Origin of the sequence: Amycolatopsis sp. NPDC023774, from assembly GCF_040639695.1 — a bacterium.
Classification (GTDB): Bacteria; Actinomycetota; Actinomycetes; order Mycobacteriales; family Pseudonocardiaceae; genus Amycolatopsis.
This window is the reverse complement of sequence record NZ_JBFAAJ010000001.1, coordinates 564,749-580,685: the sequence shown is the minus strand read 5'-3', so window position 1 is coordinate 580,685 and position 15,937 is coordinate 564,749. Positions and strand designations below refer to the sequence as shown.

General features: G+C 70.8%; 14 protein-coding genes and 1 pseudogene. 10 read left to right on the top strand and 5 right to left on the bottom strand.

Features of this window, described 5'->3' with window-relative positions:
• Positions 1–135: 135 nt before the first annotated feature.
• Positions 136–633 (top strand): transcription elongation factor GreA, encoded by a 498-nt coding sequence (gene greA, locus AB0F91_RS02945; RefSeq protein WP_360594206.1) that lies wholly within the window; start codon positions 136–138, stop codon positions 631–633.
• 76 nt (positions 634–709) lie between these two features.
• A complete protein-coding gene (locus tag AB0F91_RS02940; RefSeq protein ID WP_360594204.1) occupies positions 710–1,522 on the top strand; it encodes an MBL fold metallo-hydrolase in 813 nt (270 codons plus the stop codon).
• Here the strand turns inward: AB0F91_RS02940 and AB0F91_RS02935 are convergent.
• Positions 1,519–1,983: an Lrp/AsnC family transcriptional regulator gene (locus tag AB0F91_RS02935; RefSeq protein ID WP_360594203.1), complete on the bottom strand. Its 465-nt coding sequence runs from the start codon at positions 1,981–1,983 to the stop codon at positions 1,519–1,521. The genes AB0F91_RS02940 and AB0F91_RS02935 overlap by 4 nt on opposite strands.
• A gap of 121 nt (positions 1,984–2,104) precedes the next feature.
• Here AB0F91_RS02935 and hppD point away from each other — a divergent pair, with 121 nt between their 5' ends.
• The 7 genes and pseudogenes from hppD to AB0F91_RS02900 form a co-directional block, all read left to right on the top strand.
• On the top strand, positions 2,105–3,304 hold the full coding sequence (hppD, locus tag AB0F91_RS02930) for a 4-hydroxyphenylpyruvate dioxygenase (protein ID WP_360594201.1): 1,200 nt from the start codon (positions 2,105–2,107) through the stop codon (positions 3,302–3,304).
• Positions 3,305–3,613: 309 nt separating this feature from the next.
• Positions 3,614–4,162, top strand: coding sequence for a YbaB/EbfC family nucleoid-associated protein (locus AB0F91_RS02925; protein WP_360594200.1), 549 nt, complete (start codon positions 3,614–3,616; stop codon positions 4,160–4,162).
• A gap of 37 nt (positions 4,163–4,199) precedes the next feature.
• Entirely contained in the window at positions 4,200–4,514 is a 315-nt protein-coding gene (locus tag AB0F91_RS02920) for a type VII secretion target (RefSeq protein WP_360594199.1), read from the top strand.
• On the top strand, positions 4,514–8,500 hold the full coding sequence (locus tag AB0F91_RS02915) for a hypothetical protein (protein WP_360594198.1): 3,987 nt from the start codon (positions 4,514–4,516) through the stop codon (positions 8,498–8,500). Before AB0F91_RS02920 ends, AB0F91_RS02915 begins: the two co-directional genes overlap by 1 nt.
• Entirely contained in the window at positions 8,478–8,915 is a 438-nt protein-coding gene (locus AB0F91_RS02910) for a hypothetical protein (RefSeq protein ID WP_360594197.1), read from the top strand. Before AB0F91_RS02915 ends, AB0F91_RS02910 begins: the two co-directional genes overlap by 23 nt.
• A gap of 63 nt (positions 8,916–8,978) precedes the next feature.
• The gene (locus AB0F91_RS02905; RefSeq protein ID WP_285972541.1) at positions 8,979–9,425 is read left to right on the top strand and encodes a hypothetical protein; all 447 of its coding nucleotides are present in this window, start codon (positions 8,979–8,981) and stop codon (positions 9,423–9,425) included.
• Positions 9,426–10,453: 1,028 nt separating this feature from the next.
• A pseudogene (locus AB0F91_RS02900) lies at positions 10,454–10,831 on the top strand (ferredoxin); the annotation flags it as partial.
• A 6-nt stretch (positions 10,832–10,837) separates the two neighbouring features.
• Here the strand turns inward: AB0F91_RS02900 and ilvA are convergent.
• Positions 10,838–12,043 carry a threonine ammonia-lyase gene (ilvA, locus tag AB0F91_RS02895; protein ID WP_360594196.1) on the bottom strand — a complete coding sequence of 402 codons (1,206 nt, stop codon included), beginning with the start codon at positions 12,041–12,043 and terminating at the stop codon, positions 10,838–10,840.
• 96 nt (positions 12,044–12,139) lie between these two features.
• Between ilvA and AB0F91_RS02890 the strand changes: the two genes are divergently transcribed.
• On the top strand, positions 12,140–12,439 hold the full coding sequence (locus tag AB0F91_RS02890) for a hypothetical protein (protein WP_360594194.1): 300 nt from the start codon (positions 12,140–12,142) through the stop codon (positions 12,437–12,439).
• Between the two features lie 127 nt (positions 12,440–12,566).
• Here the strand turns inward: AB0F91_RS02890 and AB0F91_RS02885 are convergent, their stop codons facing one another.
• The 3 genes from AB0F91_RS02885 to AB0F91_RS02875 all read right to left on the bottom strand — a co-directional run bounded on the left by AB0F91_RS02885 (position 12,567) and on the right by AB0F91_RS02875 (position 15,133).
• On the bottom strand, positions 12,567–13,724 hold the full coding sequence (locus AB0F91_RS02885) for a cystathionine gamma-synthase (RefSeq protein WP_360594193.1): 1,158 nt from the start codon (positions 13,722–13,724) through the stop codon (positions 12,567–12,569).
• A gap of 121 nt (positions 13,725–13,845) precedes the next feature.
• Entirely contained in the window at positions 13,846–14,583 is a 738-nt protein-coding gene (locus tag AB0F91_RS02880; RefSeq protein ID WP_360594191.1) for a hypothetical protein, read from the bottom strand.
• A gap of 94 nt (positions 14,584–14,677) precedes the next feature.
• Entirely contained in the window at positions 14,678–15,133 is a 456-nt protein-coding gene (locus AB0F91_RS02875; protein WP_360594189.1) for a hypothetical protein, read from the bottom strand.
• Positions 15,134–15,937 lie beyond the last annotated feature (804 nt).

The window sequence follows — 15,937 nt, the reverse complement described above, 5'->3', positions numbered from 1 at the left end:
CACGCTGCCGTGATAAGCTGACACACCAGCACGGCCCGAGGCGGGCCGTGTTTTTCCTTTATCCAGCCGTGCGGGCGCAGTGAGCCCGTGCGGAGGCCGGCTTGTACACCCAAGCCTGGCAGGCCCGACGAGGAGATGGTGACCGTGAGCGACAAGGTGACCTGGCTGACCCAGGATGCCTACGACAGGCTCAAGCACGAGCTCGACGAAATGATCGAGAATCGTCCGGTCATCGCTGCGCGCATCAACGACAGCCGCGAAGAGGGAGACCTCAAGGAAAACGGCGGCTACCACGCGGCGCGCGAAGAGCAGGGCCAGGCCGAGGCGCGCATCCGCCACCTGCAGGAGCTGCTGCGTTCGGCGAAGGTCGGCGAGGCTCCCGAGGACGACGGCACCGCCGGTCCCGGCAAGGTCCTCACCGTGAAGTACGCGGGCGACGACGACGAGGAGAAGTTCCTCCTCGCCACCCGCGAAGAGGGCGCCGAGGGCGCGCTCGACGTGTACTCCCCCGAGTCGCCGCTGGGCAAGGCCCTGCTCGGCGCCAAGGAAGGCGAGTCGCGCGAGTACGAGCTGCCCAACGGCCGTACGCAGCAGGTCACGCTGGTCAAGGCCGTGCCCTACAGCGAGGCCTGAGCGGCCTTCGCGTACCCGGCTCGCGAGAGCCGGGTACGCGACTAACGTGGCCCCTGAACACCACTGGGAGGCCACGATGAGCACCGAACCGATGTGCCGCGCTTGCGGAATGCAGTACGCCGGACCCCGTGACGACTGCCCGGTCTGCGAGGACGAACGCCAGTACGTCCCGCTCACCGGCCAGGCGTGGACCGACCTCGCGACGCTGAGGTCGAGCGGCGAGTACCGCCCGCGCGTGGAAGAACAGGGGCCGGGCGTGATCGGCATCGGTTCCGAACCCGGTTTCGCGATCGGGCAGCGGGCGCTGCTCGTGCAGGCCGGATCCGGCAACTTCCTCTGGGACTGCGCCGCCTACCTCGACGACGCGCTGGTGCGGCAGGTCACCGACCTCGGCGGCATCACGGGCATCGCGATCAGCCACCCGCACTACTACACGACAATGGTCGAGTGGGCCCACGCCTTCGACGCGCCGATCTACCTGCACGAAGCCGACCAGGAGTGGATCGGGCGCCCCGACCCGTCGATCCGGCTCTGGTCGGGCACCACGCTCGACGTGGCCGACGACCTGCGGCTGGTCAACCTCGGCGTGCACTTCACCGGCGGCACTGTGCTCCACTGGCCGGCGGGCGAGGACGGCCGAGGAGCGCTGCTGTCGGGCGACATCGTGCAGGTCATCCCCGACCGCACCCACGTCGGCTTCATGTACAGCTACCCGAACCTGATCCCGGAACGCCCGAGCGTGGTGCGCCGCGCGGCGGAACTGCTGGAGCCGTACGCGTTCGACGCGATCTACGGCGCGTGGTGGGACCGGATCGTACGCAGCGACGGGCACGAGGTCGTGCAGCGTTCGGCGAAGCGTTACCTGGCCCACGCTCTCGACGCCTTCTAACCGCGCGCGGTGCGCTCCAGCAGCGGGCGCACGCGCGGCGGCACCGGCGTGGACAGCGCGATCGAGGTCGACGTGCGCAGCACCCCGTCCACGCCGACCACCTCGTCGATCACGCGTTGCAGGTCGTCGTTGTCACGCGCGACCAGCCGGACGAACAGGTCGCCCTGCCCGGTTGTCGCGTGCACCTCGCACACCTCTTCGATGGCGGCCAGCGCCTCGGCGACGCTACCGCGCCGGCCCTGCGCGATCTCCAGCACGGCGAACGCGGTGAGCCCGTAGCCCATCGCGGCGAGGTCGAGCTCGGGCGGGAAGCCGCCGAGGATGCCGCGGTCGGTGAGCCGGTCCAGGCGCGCCTGCACGGTGCCGCGCGCGACGCCGAGGCGACGCGCGCACTCCAGCACACCCAGCCGAGGCGAGTCGGTGAGCAGCAGCAACAGTCGGGCGTCGAGCGAGTCGAGCACGGTTTCCTCCCTGCACAGGTTGCCCACGTTGACCGCAGCATACGGGTTTCCGCTGCGCACATTGTCCAGTGAAATTGGTGACCGTTGCTCATCTTGCCGAGACGGATCCATGCTTCAGAGCATGACCCACACCATGGATCCGCAGGGCGCACTCGACGACGTCAGCTTCGACCAGCTCCGTCAGCTCGTGGGGCTCGTCGAGCACGACGCCACAGGCGACCCGTTCCCGGTCAAGGCTCTCGACGCGGTGGTGTTCGTCGCCGGCAACGCGACGCAGACCGCGTGGTTCTACCAGGTCGCGTTCGGCATGCAGCTCGTCGCGTACTCCGGACCCGAGACGGGCCGGTTCGACCGCAAGGCGTTCGTGCTCAAGTCGGGCTCGGCGCGGTTTGTGATCACCGGCGGCGTGCGGCCGGACTCGCCGCTGCTCGACCACCACCGCCGCCACGGCGACGGCGTGAGCGACCTCGCGCTGGAGACGACCGACGTGGACAAGTGCGTGGAGCACGCCCGCGCGCAGGGCGCGACGATCCTCGAGGAGCCGCACGACGTCTCCGACGAGCACGGCACCGTGCGAATGGCCGCGATCGCGACGTACGGCGAAACCCGCCACTCGCTGATCGACCGGTCGCGCTACGACGGCGTGTACCTGCCCGGGTTCGAGGCGCGCGAGAGCACGGTGACGCGGCCGGAAGGTGCGCCCAAGCGCCTGTTCCAGGCGGTGGACCACTGCGTCGGCAACGTCGAACTCGGCAAGATGGATTACTGGGTCGACTGGTACCACCGCGTGATGGGCTTCGTGAACATGGCGGAGTTCATCGGCGACGACATCGCCACCGACTACTCGGCGTTGATGAGCAAGGTCGTGTCCAACGGCAACCACCGGGTGAAGTTCCCGCTCAACGAACCCGCTGTGGCGAAGAAGAAGTCGCAGATCGACGAGTACCTCGAGTTCTACGAGGGCGCCGGCTGCCAGCACATCGCGTTGGCCACCAACGACATCATCGCCACGATCACGGCGATGCGCGCCGCGGGCGTCGAGTTCCTGGACACGCCTGACTCCTACTACGAGGACCCGGAGCTGCGCGCGCGGATCGGCGAGGTGCGGGTGCCGATCGAAACGTTGCAGGAGCACAAGGTTCTGGTCGACCGCGACGAGGACGGCTACCTCCTGCAGATCTTCACGAAGCCGATCGGCGACCGGCCCACGGTGTTCTACGAGCTCATCGAGCGGCACGGTTCGCTGGGCTTCGGGAAGGGGAACTTCAAGGCGCTGTTCGAGGCGATCGAGCGGGAGCAGGAGCGGCGAGGCAATCTTTGACGCCGACGCGCCATCGGATACATCCGCGGGGATCTCTGCCGCCCGTGCGGCACCATACGAAACCCTCGATCGGCCTGGCTGTCGAGGACTGAGTGGTACGAGCGGCCCGTTCGCGACAAAAAGTCGCGGGCGGGCCGCTTGCCACGTTTTGTGTCGGTGCGAGCACGTACAGTCGATTTCAGGTGCCGGCCAGACCGGTTGACCCGGATGGCAAACTGGGCCGATCGGATCAATTCGGACGGCGCGGGAACCTGGGGCGGGCCGGATCCGTCACTGTGGGGAAGTCGGCTCGAGAGGAACGGGGGCCCGATGTCGGACGACGTCGACGCCAGCCAGCGCATGGTGGACGGCTGGGCGCGGCAGTTGCAGGAGACGGCAGCGCGCTATCAGGCGATGGCCGACCGCATGCAGGGTCAGACCGTGACCGAGCGGACGAAGGACGGCTCGGTCACGGTGACCGTGGATGCCAAGGGACTGTTGAAGAATCTCGTGATTTCCGAGTCCGCGGGCGGCAAGCGGATGGCTGAGGTGTCCGCGCAGGTGATGCAGCTCGTGCAGAAGGCGCAGGCGCGGATTCCCGAGCTGCTGCGGCAGGTTGCGTCCGAGACGCTGGGCAGTGACGCCACCGGCGACAAGCTCGTGGAAGACGCGAAGAGCACGTTCCCCGCGCCACCGCCGGAAGAGCCGTCGGCGCCGCCCGCACCCGTGCACCGGTTCGGGCCCGAGGAGAACGACCCGCCTCCCCCGCCGCCGGCAGCACCGCCGCGGCAGCAGGCGCCGCCACCGCCGTCTCCGCGTCGTCGCCGAGCCGAGACGTCCGACGATGACGACGACTTCGGCGGCTCGATCCTCTCCTGACTCCGGTTTCGCACAGCCATCCTGGGGGATGAACACCATGGCACCTAAGGGATACGAGGTCGGCAGCGACCTCAAGGCGCACGCGCGCCAGCTCGACGGGATCGGCGACGGGCTGCGGCAGGCCGTCGACGCCGCGAACCGGGTCAGCATGCCCACCGACGCGTACGGCATCCTCTGCCAGCCGTTCCGGGCCATGCTCGACCCGGTGGAGGAGTTCGGCATCAACGCGTTGCAGAACACCGTGACGGCGATGGACGCGCAGGCGCAGAAGGTCCGCAACGCCGCACAGGCGTACGAGACCTACGAAACCGGCACGACCGACGCCATCGCCTCCACGAAGGTGCCCGACTGATGGCCGACGGCAACCCGCTCGTCGCGCAGGCGAAGCAGGACGGCGACGGCCCCGGGCCGCTCACGGCCGGCAACGGCGACTACGGTTACGCCACGGGCATCGGCGTCGCCGAGTCGGCGATGGACGCGTTCAACGGCATCAAGGACGGCGACTGGGTCTCGGGCGGCCTCGGCGTGCTGAGCCTCGCGGGCGAGATCGCGGGCGCGGCGATCGACCCGTTCGGCTACCTGATGTCGTCGGTGGCGTCGTTCCTCATGGAGCACGTGCAGCCGCTGAAGGACATGCTCGACTCGGTGGCGGGCAACCCGCCCGTGATCCAGTCCTATGCGGACACCTGGGGCAACGTCGCGAAAGCCTTGCAGGACAGGCAGACCGACTACACCAACGCGGTCAAGACCGGCACCGCGGAGTGGACGGGAGACGCCGCCGACGCGTACCGCAAGGGCGCGGCGGAATGCGCGGAGGCCCTCGGCGGGGCGGCGACCGTGGCGAGCGCGATCGGCACCGTCACGATGATCATGGGCCAGGTCGTGTCGTTCGTGCGGGAGACCGTGCGGCAGCTGATCGCCGACCTGGTGGGCAAGCTGATCTCGTGGGTGATGGAGGAGGTCTTCTCCCTCGGCTTCGGCACGCCGCTGGTGGTCGCGCAGGCCGTCACGGCGATCTCCAAGTGGGGCGAGAAGATCAGCGGCCTGCTGACCAAGCTGTGCGACACGATGCGCCGGGTGTCGCCGCTGCTGGGCAAGCTGGCCGACGTCTTCGCGAAGATCATCAAGATCCTCGGCAAGCTGGCCGGCAAGGTCACGGGCCTCGACGTGATCAGCACCAAGAACATCAAGGCCGGCGGGTTCGCCCACCGCACGGGCGGTGGTGGCTCCGGAGGTGGTTCGCACCACAGCGGCACCGATGGTGACGGGGACTCGCCCGGCAGCGACGGCTCGGACAGTCCTGACGGCTCGGACGGTTCGCATTCCGGAGACTCGGACGCCGACAGTTCCCACTCCGGTGATCCGGACTCCGGCACTTCGCGGTCCGGTGACTCGAATGCCGGCAGTTCGCACTCCGGTGACTCGGACTCCACCGGCCCGCACTCCGGCGACGGGGACTCCTCGTCGTCGAGCCGGGACGGTGGCGGTCCCTCCACAAGGGACGGTTCTTCCGGCGACTCGTCGCGGCGCAGCACGGGCAACGGCACCCACGACGGCGACACGGGCGGGGCCGGTGGCGACAACTCGGCGTCGACGTTCAGCGGCGAATCCCCCTCCCACAGCAGCTCCGCGCCACACACCACCAGCGGTCCGTCCGGCGGCGGGTCGCCGAGCCACGCCGGCTCTTCGTCGAGCTCGCCGAGCCACGCGGGCAGCTCTTCACCGTCCGGCGGCGGCAGTTCCGCACCCTCGCACACGGGCGACGCTCCGAGTGCCCGCACTGGCGACGCGCCGAGCTCGTCGCACGCGGGCGGCTCGCCGTCCGGCGGCTCCGCGCCCCACAGCACCGGCGGATCCGGCAGCGGCGCCCCGGCCCACTCCGCCGGTGGCTCTTCCGGGAGCAGCTCGCCGTCTTCGCATCAGAACTCGGGCGACAACTCGACCTCGGCATCGGGCTACGCGCCGCCGAAGGTCGACGAACCCGCGCCCAGCGCACCCGCGCCGCGCACCGGCGATGGTGCTGGTGCGTCAGGTTCCACCACGCCGAACCAGCCCGTCGCGGGTGGTCTGCCGCCGCAGGGTGGTGGCGCTCCGGCAGGTTCGCCGTCGGGCGGTGCCCCCGGTGGCGCACCGGCGGCCCGGCCCGGCAGCGGCGGGGGCTGGACCGGCACGCCGGGCAGCCCGGGCGCGCGCACTCCGGAGACCTCAGGTCCGCGCACCGGCCCCGATCGCGGGCCCTCGGCGCGGCGGCCCGGTGAGGGTCCTGAGCCCTCGCCGCGACGACCCGACTCGGGTTCACCGCGCCGCCCGAGTGACCCGAACACGCGCTCACCCCAGGGCCCGGACGGCTCGCGTCGTCCGGGGGAGCCGGCGGCGGGCAGGCCGCAGCGGCCAGGTGACGCGCCCGAGCCCGTCGCGCGTGGTGGCTCGCCGACGACGACCCGCCCGGAGGCCGACAGTCCGCATCGGGCTCCTGGGGGAAAGCCCGGCGAGCGGACCCCGCACCGCGAAGGGCCGGACGACCACGCTCCCCATCACAACGAGCCGGATGACAGGGCACCTCACCACGACACCGACGGCTCAGCCGACCACCACGACAACCCCGATCACCACGGTCCGTCCGATCACCACGACAACCCCGATCACCACGGTCCGTCCGATCACCACGACAACCCCGATCACCACGGTCCGTCCGATCACCACGACACGCCCGACCACGAGGGCGGGGCGCACCACCACGACGACGAACCCCTGACGCCGGACGAGGTCAACCAGCGCCACTCCGAAAGCACACCGGCGGGCAGCTCGTACCACCGCGGCGACACGGACCTGGGCGACCTCCCCCACCGCGTGCAGCCGGATCCGGACGGGCGCTACACCGTCGACGTGCACGTGACGTCCGACGGGCACGCACGCATCGGCGACCGGCACTACACGCCGGAGGAGTTCGCCGACGTCCTGCGCCACAACGCGGACTACGACGGCCGGCCCATCCGCCTGATCGGCTGCGACGCCGGTTCCAACGATTTCGCCAACCGGCTCTCGCGCGAGCTCGACACCGACGTCATGGCGCCCACCAAGCCGGCCTGGACCGACTCGACCGGCCGGGTCTTCTCGTCCGACTACGAGATCGGCCCCGACGGCCGGATGCGGCCGCGGATCCCGCCGGACGGCGAGTGGTCCGTGCACCACCCGGACGGCACGTCGCACCACGCCGGCCAGGACGGTTTCGCGCCCGAGTCGCATCACCACGACCCGCACGACGTCGACGCCGACAGCGCGCACGCGCGGGGCGGCGACGCCAACGGGGGCGTCCCGGAGGAGGAGTTCGACCTTCCTCCGGCGACCCGCACGTACAACCCGGACTCACCGGAGTTCGACCGGCGGTTCGTGGACTGGGACCGGGCCGGCGACGCCGAGTTCACCGGCCCGCGCCATCGCGACGGCCACCCGGACATCGACTCGCCGCGCGACCTCGACGGTGTACCCGCGCGGACCAGCAACGCCGACCCGGACCCGGACGGCGTGCCACAGACGCTGCACGGCGAGCGTCCGCTGGCGGGCCACGCCGAGTACCGCGTGTCGTACGAAAACGGTGCCAGCACGCGGTTCTACACCGACGCCGACGGTCATATCACGTACGTCGAGGCCACTCCGGGCACGTCGTCGCCCAACCACAACCCCGACCTGCGCTACCCGCTGATCCCGGGCGCGCAGTACCGCGTGCCGAACTTCCACGACCCGGCGAAGTCGTGGACGTTCCACATCGACGAAAACGGCAAGCCCGACGCGATGACGGGCGACCCGAGCTTCGACGGCCGCAACGACACCTACCGCGACACCAACTCGCAGAACCGCTCCGGCGGTGAGGGCAAGGAGGCGTTCGCCGACCACCCCGAGTACGGCGACAAGTACGAGAAGGTGCGCTGGGCGGGCGGCCACCTCGCGGCCAACGAGATGGGCGGTCCGGGTGAGTACGTCAACATGCACCCGCAGATGGCGGCGTCCAACAGCGGCAACTACCGCGACGGCTGGATCCACGAGGCTTCGTGGCGCAACCAGGAGACAGAGCTCGGGAAATTCGCGAACACCGAGGGCCAGGACATCCAGAACTACCAGGTCGCCATGCACGGCGACAGCAACGGCGTGCCGGAGAGCGTCACGATGCGCTGGCAGGAAGTGGTCTACAAGACTGACGCCAACGGGCACGTCGTCCTGGAGAACGGGAAACCCGTCGAGATCTCGCGCGTGACCAAGGAGCGCGAGTTCCCGAACAACCCCGCGGACATCAACTTCGGAAAGAACAGGCAGTACAGTGACCGATCCCGTTCCCGCTGAAATCGCGACGGCACTGGGGAACGCGGCACCGCCCGGGTGGGCCGAGATCGTGCTCACGGTGTCGGCGACCGTGGTGGCCAACGACTTCGCGCTGCAGGTGCGGATGCGCGACGGCTCCCCCGGCTCGATGGAGCTGCCCGCCCCGGTGAAGGCCGCGTTCCGCGCCCTGCGCGACGAGATGTACGAACCCGGCCGCGGCACGTGGTTCTCCGCGAAGGTCGTGCTGCGCCCGGATTCCCCGCCGGAGTTCACCTACGACCTCGACGGCGACCCGAACTGGTGGCCGCCCTTGCATCCCAGCGCGTTCACGCGTGATCTGGAGGCCTACCCGCGCGACGACGAGCACGTGCCGGCGTGGCTGCGGAAGCTGCTCGACGAGGGCGGCGAGCAGGAGCGCCTGCGGGCCCAGGAGTGACCGCGGGGCCCGTGCCATGATGGGCCCGCCCGAAAAGTCCGAACGATCAGGAGGACACGACCGATGCCGTTCAAGTGGCCGGAGCTGGACCCGATCCAGCAGAACGAGCTGCTGGGTGAGATCACCACGGCCGTGGTCGAAGCCCTGCCGCCGGGCTGGCAGCAGGTGATGATCGACTACCGCATGGTCGGCCGCAACGTCGATGTGGCCGTCGGCGTGAAGGACCCCAGTGGCACGTTCCGCCCGTGGGACCCGCCGGTCGATGTGTGGAAGATGTTCCAGCGCCTGCGCGGCGGGATGTACACCGAGGGCGAGGGGACGTGGTTCTCCGCGCGCTTCGGCATCGAGCCGCCGAGCCGGTTCACGATCCAGTACAACTGGCGCAACGAGCCGGACTTCGACCCGTATCCGGCCGCGGAGCAGTTCGCGATCGAGCAGGAGCGGTTCCCCCGCACCGAGGAGTTCATGCCCGACTGGTTCCGCGAGCGGCTCGCCGCCGCCGGCAACTGACACCACCCCGGGGAGACGCATTGAGCCAACCGCCGGTACCCCTGAGCCCGGCGCAGCAGCAGGACCTCGTCCAGCGGATCGGCCAGGCGTGCGCCTCGGCCGTGCCGCCGGGGTGGCGGCAGCTGCGGGTCGAGTACCGGGCCGTGGGGCGGCACGTCGAGGCCGACGTCGTCACCACGGCCCCGGACGGGCGCGACTACCCGGCCCGCCCCCACCCCGAGGCCGTCCGCCTCCTTTCCGTCCTCCGCGGCGGCATGTACCTCCGCGGCCGCGGCACCTGGCTCAGCGCGACGCTCCTGTTCACCCCTCAGCACCCACCCCGGCTCGACTTCCGCCCGGACGTCGAGCCGGTCTGGCGCCGGCCGCCCCCGCAACTCGGCTTCCAGGACGAGCTGCGGTTCTTCCCGCGCTCGGAGGCCTTCATCCCGCCTTGGCTGCGGACCCGCGCGGGGCTGCCGCCGCTCCCGGCGCCGTGGACGCCGGACACGCCACCGCCCCCGCCCGACCGCGCGCCGGCTCCGCAACCGAGCCCGGTCGCGGTGCCTCCACCCGTCGCGCCGACACCCCACGCCCGCACACCCGCCCCGCAGGACAACGCCACCGCGGTACCGGCGAGCGGGGTCGTAAACGCCACCGCGCCAGTACCGGCGGCCACAGCAGCTGCGCAAGAAGCCACCGCAGCACCGCAGAGCGCCGCACCGCCGCCCGTTGTGCCGGCGTCGCACGCCGACGCACCTGCCGCACCGCGACAGGATGCCGCCACTCCGGCGCCGACGGACGGAAGCGCAGCCCCCACCTCGCCGCAGGAGAACCCCGCCGTCGCACATCCGGCGAGCGGGGGCACCCCCGCGGCCCAGCAGCAGGGCTCGACCGCACCAGTGCCGGCGGCTGAAGAAGCAGCCGTCGCAACGCCGGCGGACACCGCTGAACCGTTGCCGGAAGGTGCCGCCGTGCCGTCCGCGGAAGCGGCCGGCCCCGTCGCACCGGCTGAGCCCGGCGTCGCGGATCCGCCGGCGACGACGGCGGCCGAGATGCGGACGCCGCGGGTCTACGACGGGCTCGACGAGGCCGGGCGGCCCGTGGTGGAGCGGGAGGCGCTGCCCGAGGCGGAGCGCGAGCGGGTGCTGGCCTACCTCGAGTCCGCGCCCGCGGTGTTGGCGTCGCGGAGTTTCGACGTCGACGCGTTCGACCCGGGCCGCGTGGACGTGGTGCCGTTGACGTTTCGGACCGATGGCAGCTGGGTGTGGCCCGGCGCCGTCGCGTACTACTTGCGGGAGCACGCCGTGACGCCGGACCCCGAGTTGCTGAGCCACATTCGCGGGCGGCGGTTCGAGGTGCCCGAGGTCGGGGAGCCTGCGCGGGAGCTGGCGCTGGCGGCGGTCACCGGGGAGCAACCAGTCCACTGAGGACGGTCACGGGACGATGGTGAACCCGGCGTCGGCGAGGGCGGCCTCGACCTCCTTGCAGTGTTCGGGTCCGCGGGTTTCCAGGGCGAGCGCCACGTCGACCTCGCCGAGGGCGAGGCTGCCGGAGATGCGGGAGTGCTCGACGTCGAGGACGTTGGCGCCGAGCTCCTTCACGCACGTCAGCACGGAGACGAGCGAGCCGGGCCGGTCGGGCACGCGCAGGTGGAGCTTGAGGTAGCGGCCGCCGGCCGTCATGCCGTGCTGGATGATCTGCTGGAGCAGCACGGGGTCGACGTTGCCGCCCGACAGGATCGCCACCACCGGCGGCTCGAAGGCGCCCGGGTGCTGCATCAGCGCGGCTACGGTCGCGGCGCCGGCGGGCTCGACCACAAGCTTGCGCCGCTCGAGGCAGAGCAGCACCGCGCGGGACAGCGACTCCTCGCTGACCGTGACGACGTCGTCGACCAGCGAAGACACGTGCGCGTAGCTGACCGGGCCAGGCTCGCCGACCGCGATCCCGTCGGCCATCGTGTGCAGCTCGCCCAGGCGCACGGGCGAGCCGGCGGCCAGCGAAGGCGGGTACGCGGCGGCGGCCTCGGCCTGCACGCCGACCACGCGGATGTCGGGCCGCAGTCCCTTCACCGCAGCCGCGACGCCCCCGACGAGGCCGCCACCGCCCGTCGCCACGAGCACGGTCTTCGCGCCAGGCACCTGCTCCAAGATCTCCAGGCCGACGGTGCCCTGCCCGGCGATCACGTCGACGTGGTCGAACGGGTGGATGAACACCGCCCCGGTGCGCTCGGAGAACGCGATGGCTTCGGCGAGCGTCTCTTCGAGGACGGCGCCGTGGAGGTGCACGTCGGCGCCGTAGCCGCGAGTGGCCGCGAGTTTCGGCAGGGGCGCGCGCAGCGGCATGAAGACCGTCGACGAGATCCCCAGCAGCGACGACGCCAGCGCCACGCCCTGCGCGTGATTGCCGGCGCTGGCCGCGACGACGCCGCGGGCGCGTTCCTCCCGGGTGAGGCCGTGGATGCGGGTGTAGGCGCCACGGATCTTGAACGAGCCGGTGCGCTGCAGGTTTTCGCACTTGAGGTAGACCGGGCCGCCGTGTAGGCGCCGCAGGTCACGGGCGTGTTCCATGGGGGTCACCCTGGTGATGCCCTCGAGGAGCTTGCGCGCCTCCTCGATCCGCTCGATGCTGACCAGTTCCATAGGTCGCGATGATGCCACCGACGGATGGCCGAGGTGCCACCGCCGCGGGACCGGTACTCTGATAACGGCAACCACACGTGATCAGGGAGTGCGACCATGGCCCGCGCGAAAAACGCGACGACCGCCGGCGGGTCGCGCGCGACCCGTTCGGCCGGAGTCCTGCCCCTCGTGCTGGGCGTCGCCTCCGCCGTCGCGCTCACCGGCGCCGCCTACTTCACCGTCGACGCCGCCGGCTGCGGCGCGCACCCCCAATACATCCGCCACGACAACCACGTCGAGCTCGTCGGCGGCTGCATCGACGGCTCCGAGCTCCCGCCGGCGCCTGCCGAGCAGCAGGAGGCCGTGCACCACTCCCTCCACACGGCGGGTCCGCAGCCGAGCAGCTACCGGCCCTGACCGGTCCAGACCTGCCCGATCCCGACCCCGCGGCCGATCATCGGCGCGGGGTTTTGTGTATGTGCGGGTCCGTGTGCGCAGCAGAAACCCCCGCACCGAGTGGCGCGGGGGTTTCTGAGGGGCGAGCTCAGCCCAGCGCGGCCGTGAGGTCGGCGACCAGGTCGGTGCCGTCCTCGATGCCGACGGAAAGCCGCAGCAGGTCATCCGGGACCTGGAGCGTGGAACCCGCCGTGGAGGCGTGGGTCATGCGGCCCGGGTGTTCGATGAGCGACTCGATGCCACCCAGGGACTCGGCCAGGATGAAAAGCTTGGTGCGCGACGCGACCTCCAGCGCGGCCTGCTCGCCGTCGGCGTGGCGGAAGGACACCATGCCGCCGAAGCGACGCATCTGCTTGGCCGCGACCTCATGGCCGGGGTGCTCGGGCAGGCCCGGGTAGTAGACCTTCGAGACCTTCGGGTGCTTGGCGAGCGTCTGCACGATCAGCTCGGCGTTGTCGCTGTGCCGCTCCATGCGCAGGGCCAGCGTCTTCAGGCCGCGCAGCGTCAGCCACGCGTCGAAGGGACCGGGGACGGCGCCGGCCGCGTTGCGGAGGTAGAAGAGCTGCTCGCGGACCTCGTCCTCGTTGGTGAGCACGGCCCCGCCGACGACGTCGGAGTGGCCGCCGAGGTACTTGGTCGTGGAGTGGACCACGATGTCGGCGCCGAGGGCCAGCGGCGTCTGCAGGTACGGCGTGGCGAAGGTGTTGTCGACGACCAGGCGCGCGCCCGCGTCGTGGGCCACGCCGGCCAGAGCCGCGATGTCGGCGATGCCGAGCAGCGGGTTGGTGGGCGTCTCGCACCAGATCAGCTTGGTCTCGGGCCGCAGCGCGGCGCGGACCTCGTCGACGTTGGCCAGGTTCGCGACGGTGTGCTCGATGCCCCAGAGACTCAGCACCTTGTCGATCAGGCGGAACGTGCCGCCATACGCGTCGTTGCCCAGCACCAGGTGGTCGCCCGGGCGCAGCGTCGTGCGCAGCACCGCGTCCGACGCCGCCATGCCGGACGCGAACGCCAGCGCGTGCCGAGCGCCCTCCAGCGAGGCCAGGGCCTGCTCCAGCGCGCTGCGGGTGGGGTTCGCCGTGCGCGAGTACTCGTAGTCACCCTCACGAGTGCCGCCGACACCGTCCTGCGCGTAGGTCGACGTCTGGTAAATAGGCACGATGACGGCGCCCGTCCGCGGATCGGGCTGCTGCCCGGCGTGGATGGCGCGTGTTTCGAAACCCAGCACGGAGTAGTCGTCGACCATGGTTCCAGGGTACGGCCCGGTACCGACAATCCCGCCAGGTGGGACGGAATTCACGCCGGCCCGGACCTGTCGTCGCAGGTCCCGCCGATGCGGTCCCCCAGTGCGCCGGTGGGACCGTTCGTCACCAGCCCTGTTGCGGAGGGTAGGTGCCCGGGTACTGCGGCTGCGCCGGCGCGCCGAGTCCGACCCACTGCTGGGTGGGCTTGACGATCGCGAGGACCAGCGTGGCCACCGGCGGGATGAGCCCGACGATCGCGCCGGCGATGCCCACGCCCAGGAACTCGGCCGACGAACCGAGAGCGGTGGCGCCGGCCGCGGTCAGGATCAACGAGATCACGGAGAACGCGATCGAGACGCCGCAGCCGATGATCACGCACATCCGGCCCGCGGGTTTGTGCATGATCAGCGCGATGGCGCCGTAGAGCAGGAGACCGGCAAGCGCCAGATCAACGACCAGCGAGACGATGAAGAGCACCTCGGTACCGCGCAACGTCGACAGCCCGACGATCGAGCCGACCACCCCCATCAGCGCGACGATGCCACCGAGGATCGCCAGGACGGCCGCGGTGATCGCGGTGCCGCCGCTCGGCTTCTGCTGGAGCACGCCCGGACCACCCGGGTACGCGGGGAAGGGCTGGCTGGGCTGGCCGTACCGCTGGGGATACTGGCCGGGCACCGGCTGCGGTCCCGAGTACGGCGGCCCCGGCATCGGTTGCGGACCGGAGTACGGCGCCGGCTGCTGGCCCGGGTACGGCTGACCGTAGGGCTGCTGGCCGGCGAAGGGCTGCGGACCGGACGGCTGCTGGCCGTACGGCTGCTGCGGATTCTGCCCCTGGCCGGGGTTCTGGGGATAGCTCACGGAAGTCCTCGGGAATCCGGCCCCCACCGGCTGCGGGGAGAGGTACCCGTATCGTGCCAGGCCGGAGACGTTTTCGGGGCGAGAATCACCACTGTCAGGGCACGTACGCCCGGTACCTGAGATACGAGAACGTCGGCCGCAGCGCCGCCAGCACCAGGATGAGCGGCGCCAGCACCACCAGCACGGCCCGGTCGACGGCCGTGAAGCCGTTCAGCGTGAACACGACCTCGAAGTAGGCCGCGTAGCTGCCGTTGCCGAGCGTCGGCTCCAGCAGGATCGCGCCGATGGCGAAAACCGCGCCGAGGATCAGCAGCACGGCACCGGCGGTGGCGCGGAAGATCGTGGCGAGCGCGCCGACGAGCAGGAAGAGGCCGGCACCCAAGTAGCCGCCGAGATCCACGAGTGTCCACACAGGAAGGTCACCGAGGCTGAACCCCGAAGGGATGTCGATGAACAAGGTCACCGGCAAGTAGCCCGCCGCCCCGGCCGCCACGAGCCCCAGCAGCGCCGCAACCAACGCCGTCGCCCCCGACGGCCGGCCGCGCCGCACAGGCGGTTCCCCGTGCGCGGGACCTGACCGCTGCTGCGCTGGAGATCCGTGCGGGCCGCTCAACTCTGCTCCCCCTCGGGCCGAAGGCGAAAACGAACGGCTCACCCTAGCCCGGAAATCGCGATCATGGACGAGAAATGGCGAAGCGATGAAGAATCAGTGCCCGTTCCGTCCAGGTGGGGTAATGGTTCGAGGTCAGGAGGGGTGTTACCGAAAAACAGCATTTCTCAATTTTTCGCAAAGACCCGCTGTGTGGGTGACGGGGCGCTGCACAGCGGGTGCTGTGCTCCCGGAGCGCAACGGGAGAATCGCCCACAGTGGGGAACACAGTGGGGAAATGGCCCGCGAAGCCTGGGCGGAGCCGGCTTGAGCAGGTGGGCTCGCGATACCGATCAGTATTCGACGAGCGGCCTTGAGTATCTGATCCGCAACGCCACTCTCGACAGCGAGCCCCACCGCATCGCGAAACCGAACAGCCCCGAGAGTCACGCCGACGGCGCAGACGACCGTTACGACAGAACTCAGTGGCTCGCCACGACTTCGCACAACGCACCCCACAACTTCGGCCATCGACAGCAAGCTCGGGCGGTCCAGAACGGCCGCGGCCGACTTCGCAGCGCAGGCCGGGACGCGAAGCAGACTCCGCGGACGGTCGGGTGCCGACGCGATGAAGGCCCGCAAAGCTCGGCAGTCCGCCACCGCGCGGCGCGGGGTGGGCGCCGGCCGCGGCGACTTGCGAACTGGCGGCCCGCAGTCATTGCCCGGCGGCGGCGCGGCGGGCGGAGCCGGAACGACGTCGCCCTC

What these genes read in the sequence shown, in the direction of transcription:
- greA (WP_360594206.1), top strand. Translation starts at nt 136, where the DNA reads ATGGTGACCGTGAGCGACAAGGTGACCTGGCTGACCCAGGATGCCTAC.
- AB0F91_RS02940 (WP_360594204.1), top strand. Translation starts at nt 710, where the DNA reads ATGAGCACCGAACCGATGTGCCGCGCTTGCGGAATGCAGTACGCCGGA.
- hppD (WP_360594201.1), top strand. Translation starts at nt 2,105, where the DNA reads ATGACCCACACCATGGATCCGCAGGGCGCACTCGACGACGTCAGCTTC.
- AB0F91_RS02925 (WP_360594200.1), top strand. Translation starts at nt 3,614, where the DNA reads ATGTCGGACGACGTCGACGCCAGCCAGCGCATGGTGGACGGCTGGGCG.
- AB0F91_RS02920 (WP_360594199.1), top strand. Translation starts at nt 4,200, where the DNA reads ATGGCACCTAAGGGATACGAGGTCGGCAGCGACCTCAAGGCGCACGCG.
- AB0F91_RS02915 (WP_360594198.1), top strand. Translation starts at nt 4,514, where the DNA reads ATGGCCGACGGCAACCCGCTCGTCGCGCAGGCGAAGCAGGACGGCGAC.
- AB0F91_RS02905 (WP_285972541.1), top strand. Translation starts at nt 8,979, where the DNA reads ATGCCGTTCAAGTGGCCGGAGCTGGACCCGATCCAGCAGAACGAGCTG.
- ilvA (WP_360594196.1), bottom strand. Translation starts at nt 12,043, where the DNA reads ATGGAACTGGTCAGCATCGAGCGGATCGAGGAGGCGCGCAAGCTCCTC.
- AB0F91_RS02890 (WP_360594194.1), top strand. Translation starts at nt 12,140, where the DNA reads ATGGCCCGCGCGAAAAACGCGACGACCGCCGGCGGGTCGCGCGCGACC.
- AB0F91_RS02885 (WP_360594193.1), bottom strand. Translation starts at nt 13,724, where the DNA reads ATGGTCGACGACTACTCCGTGCTGGGTTTCGAAACACGCGCCATCCAC.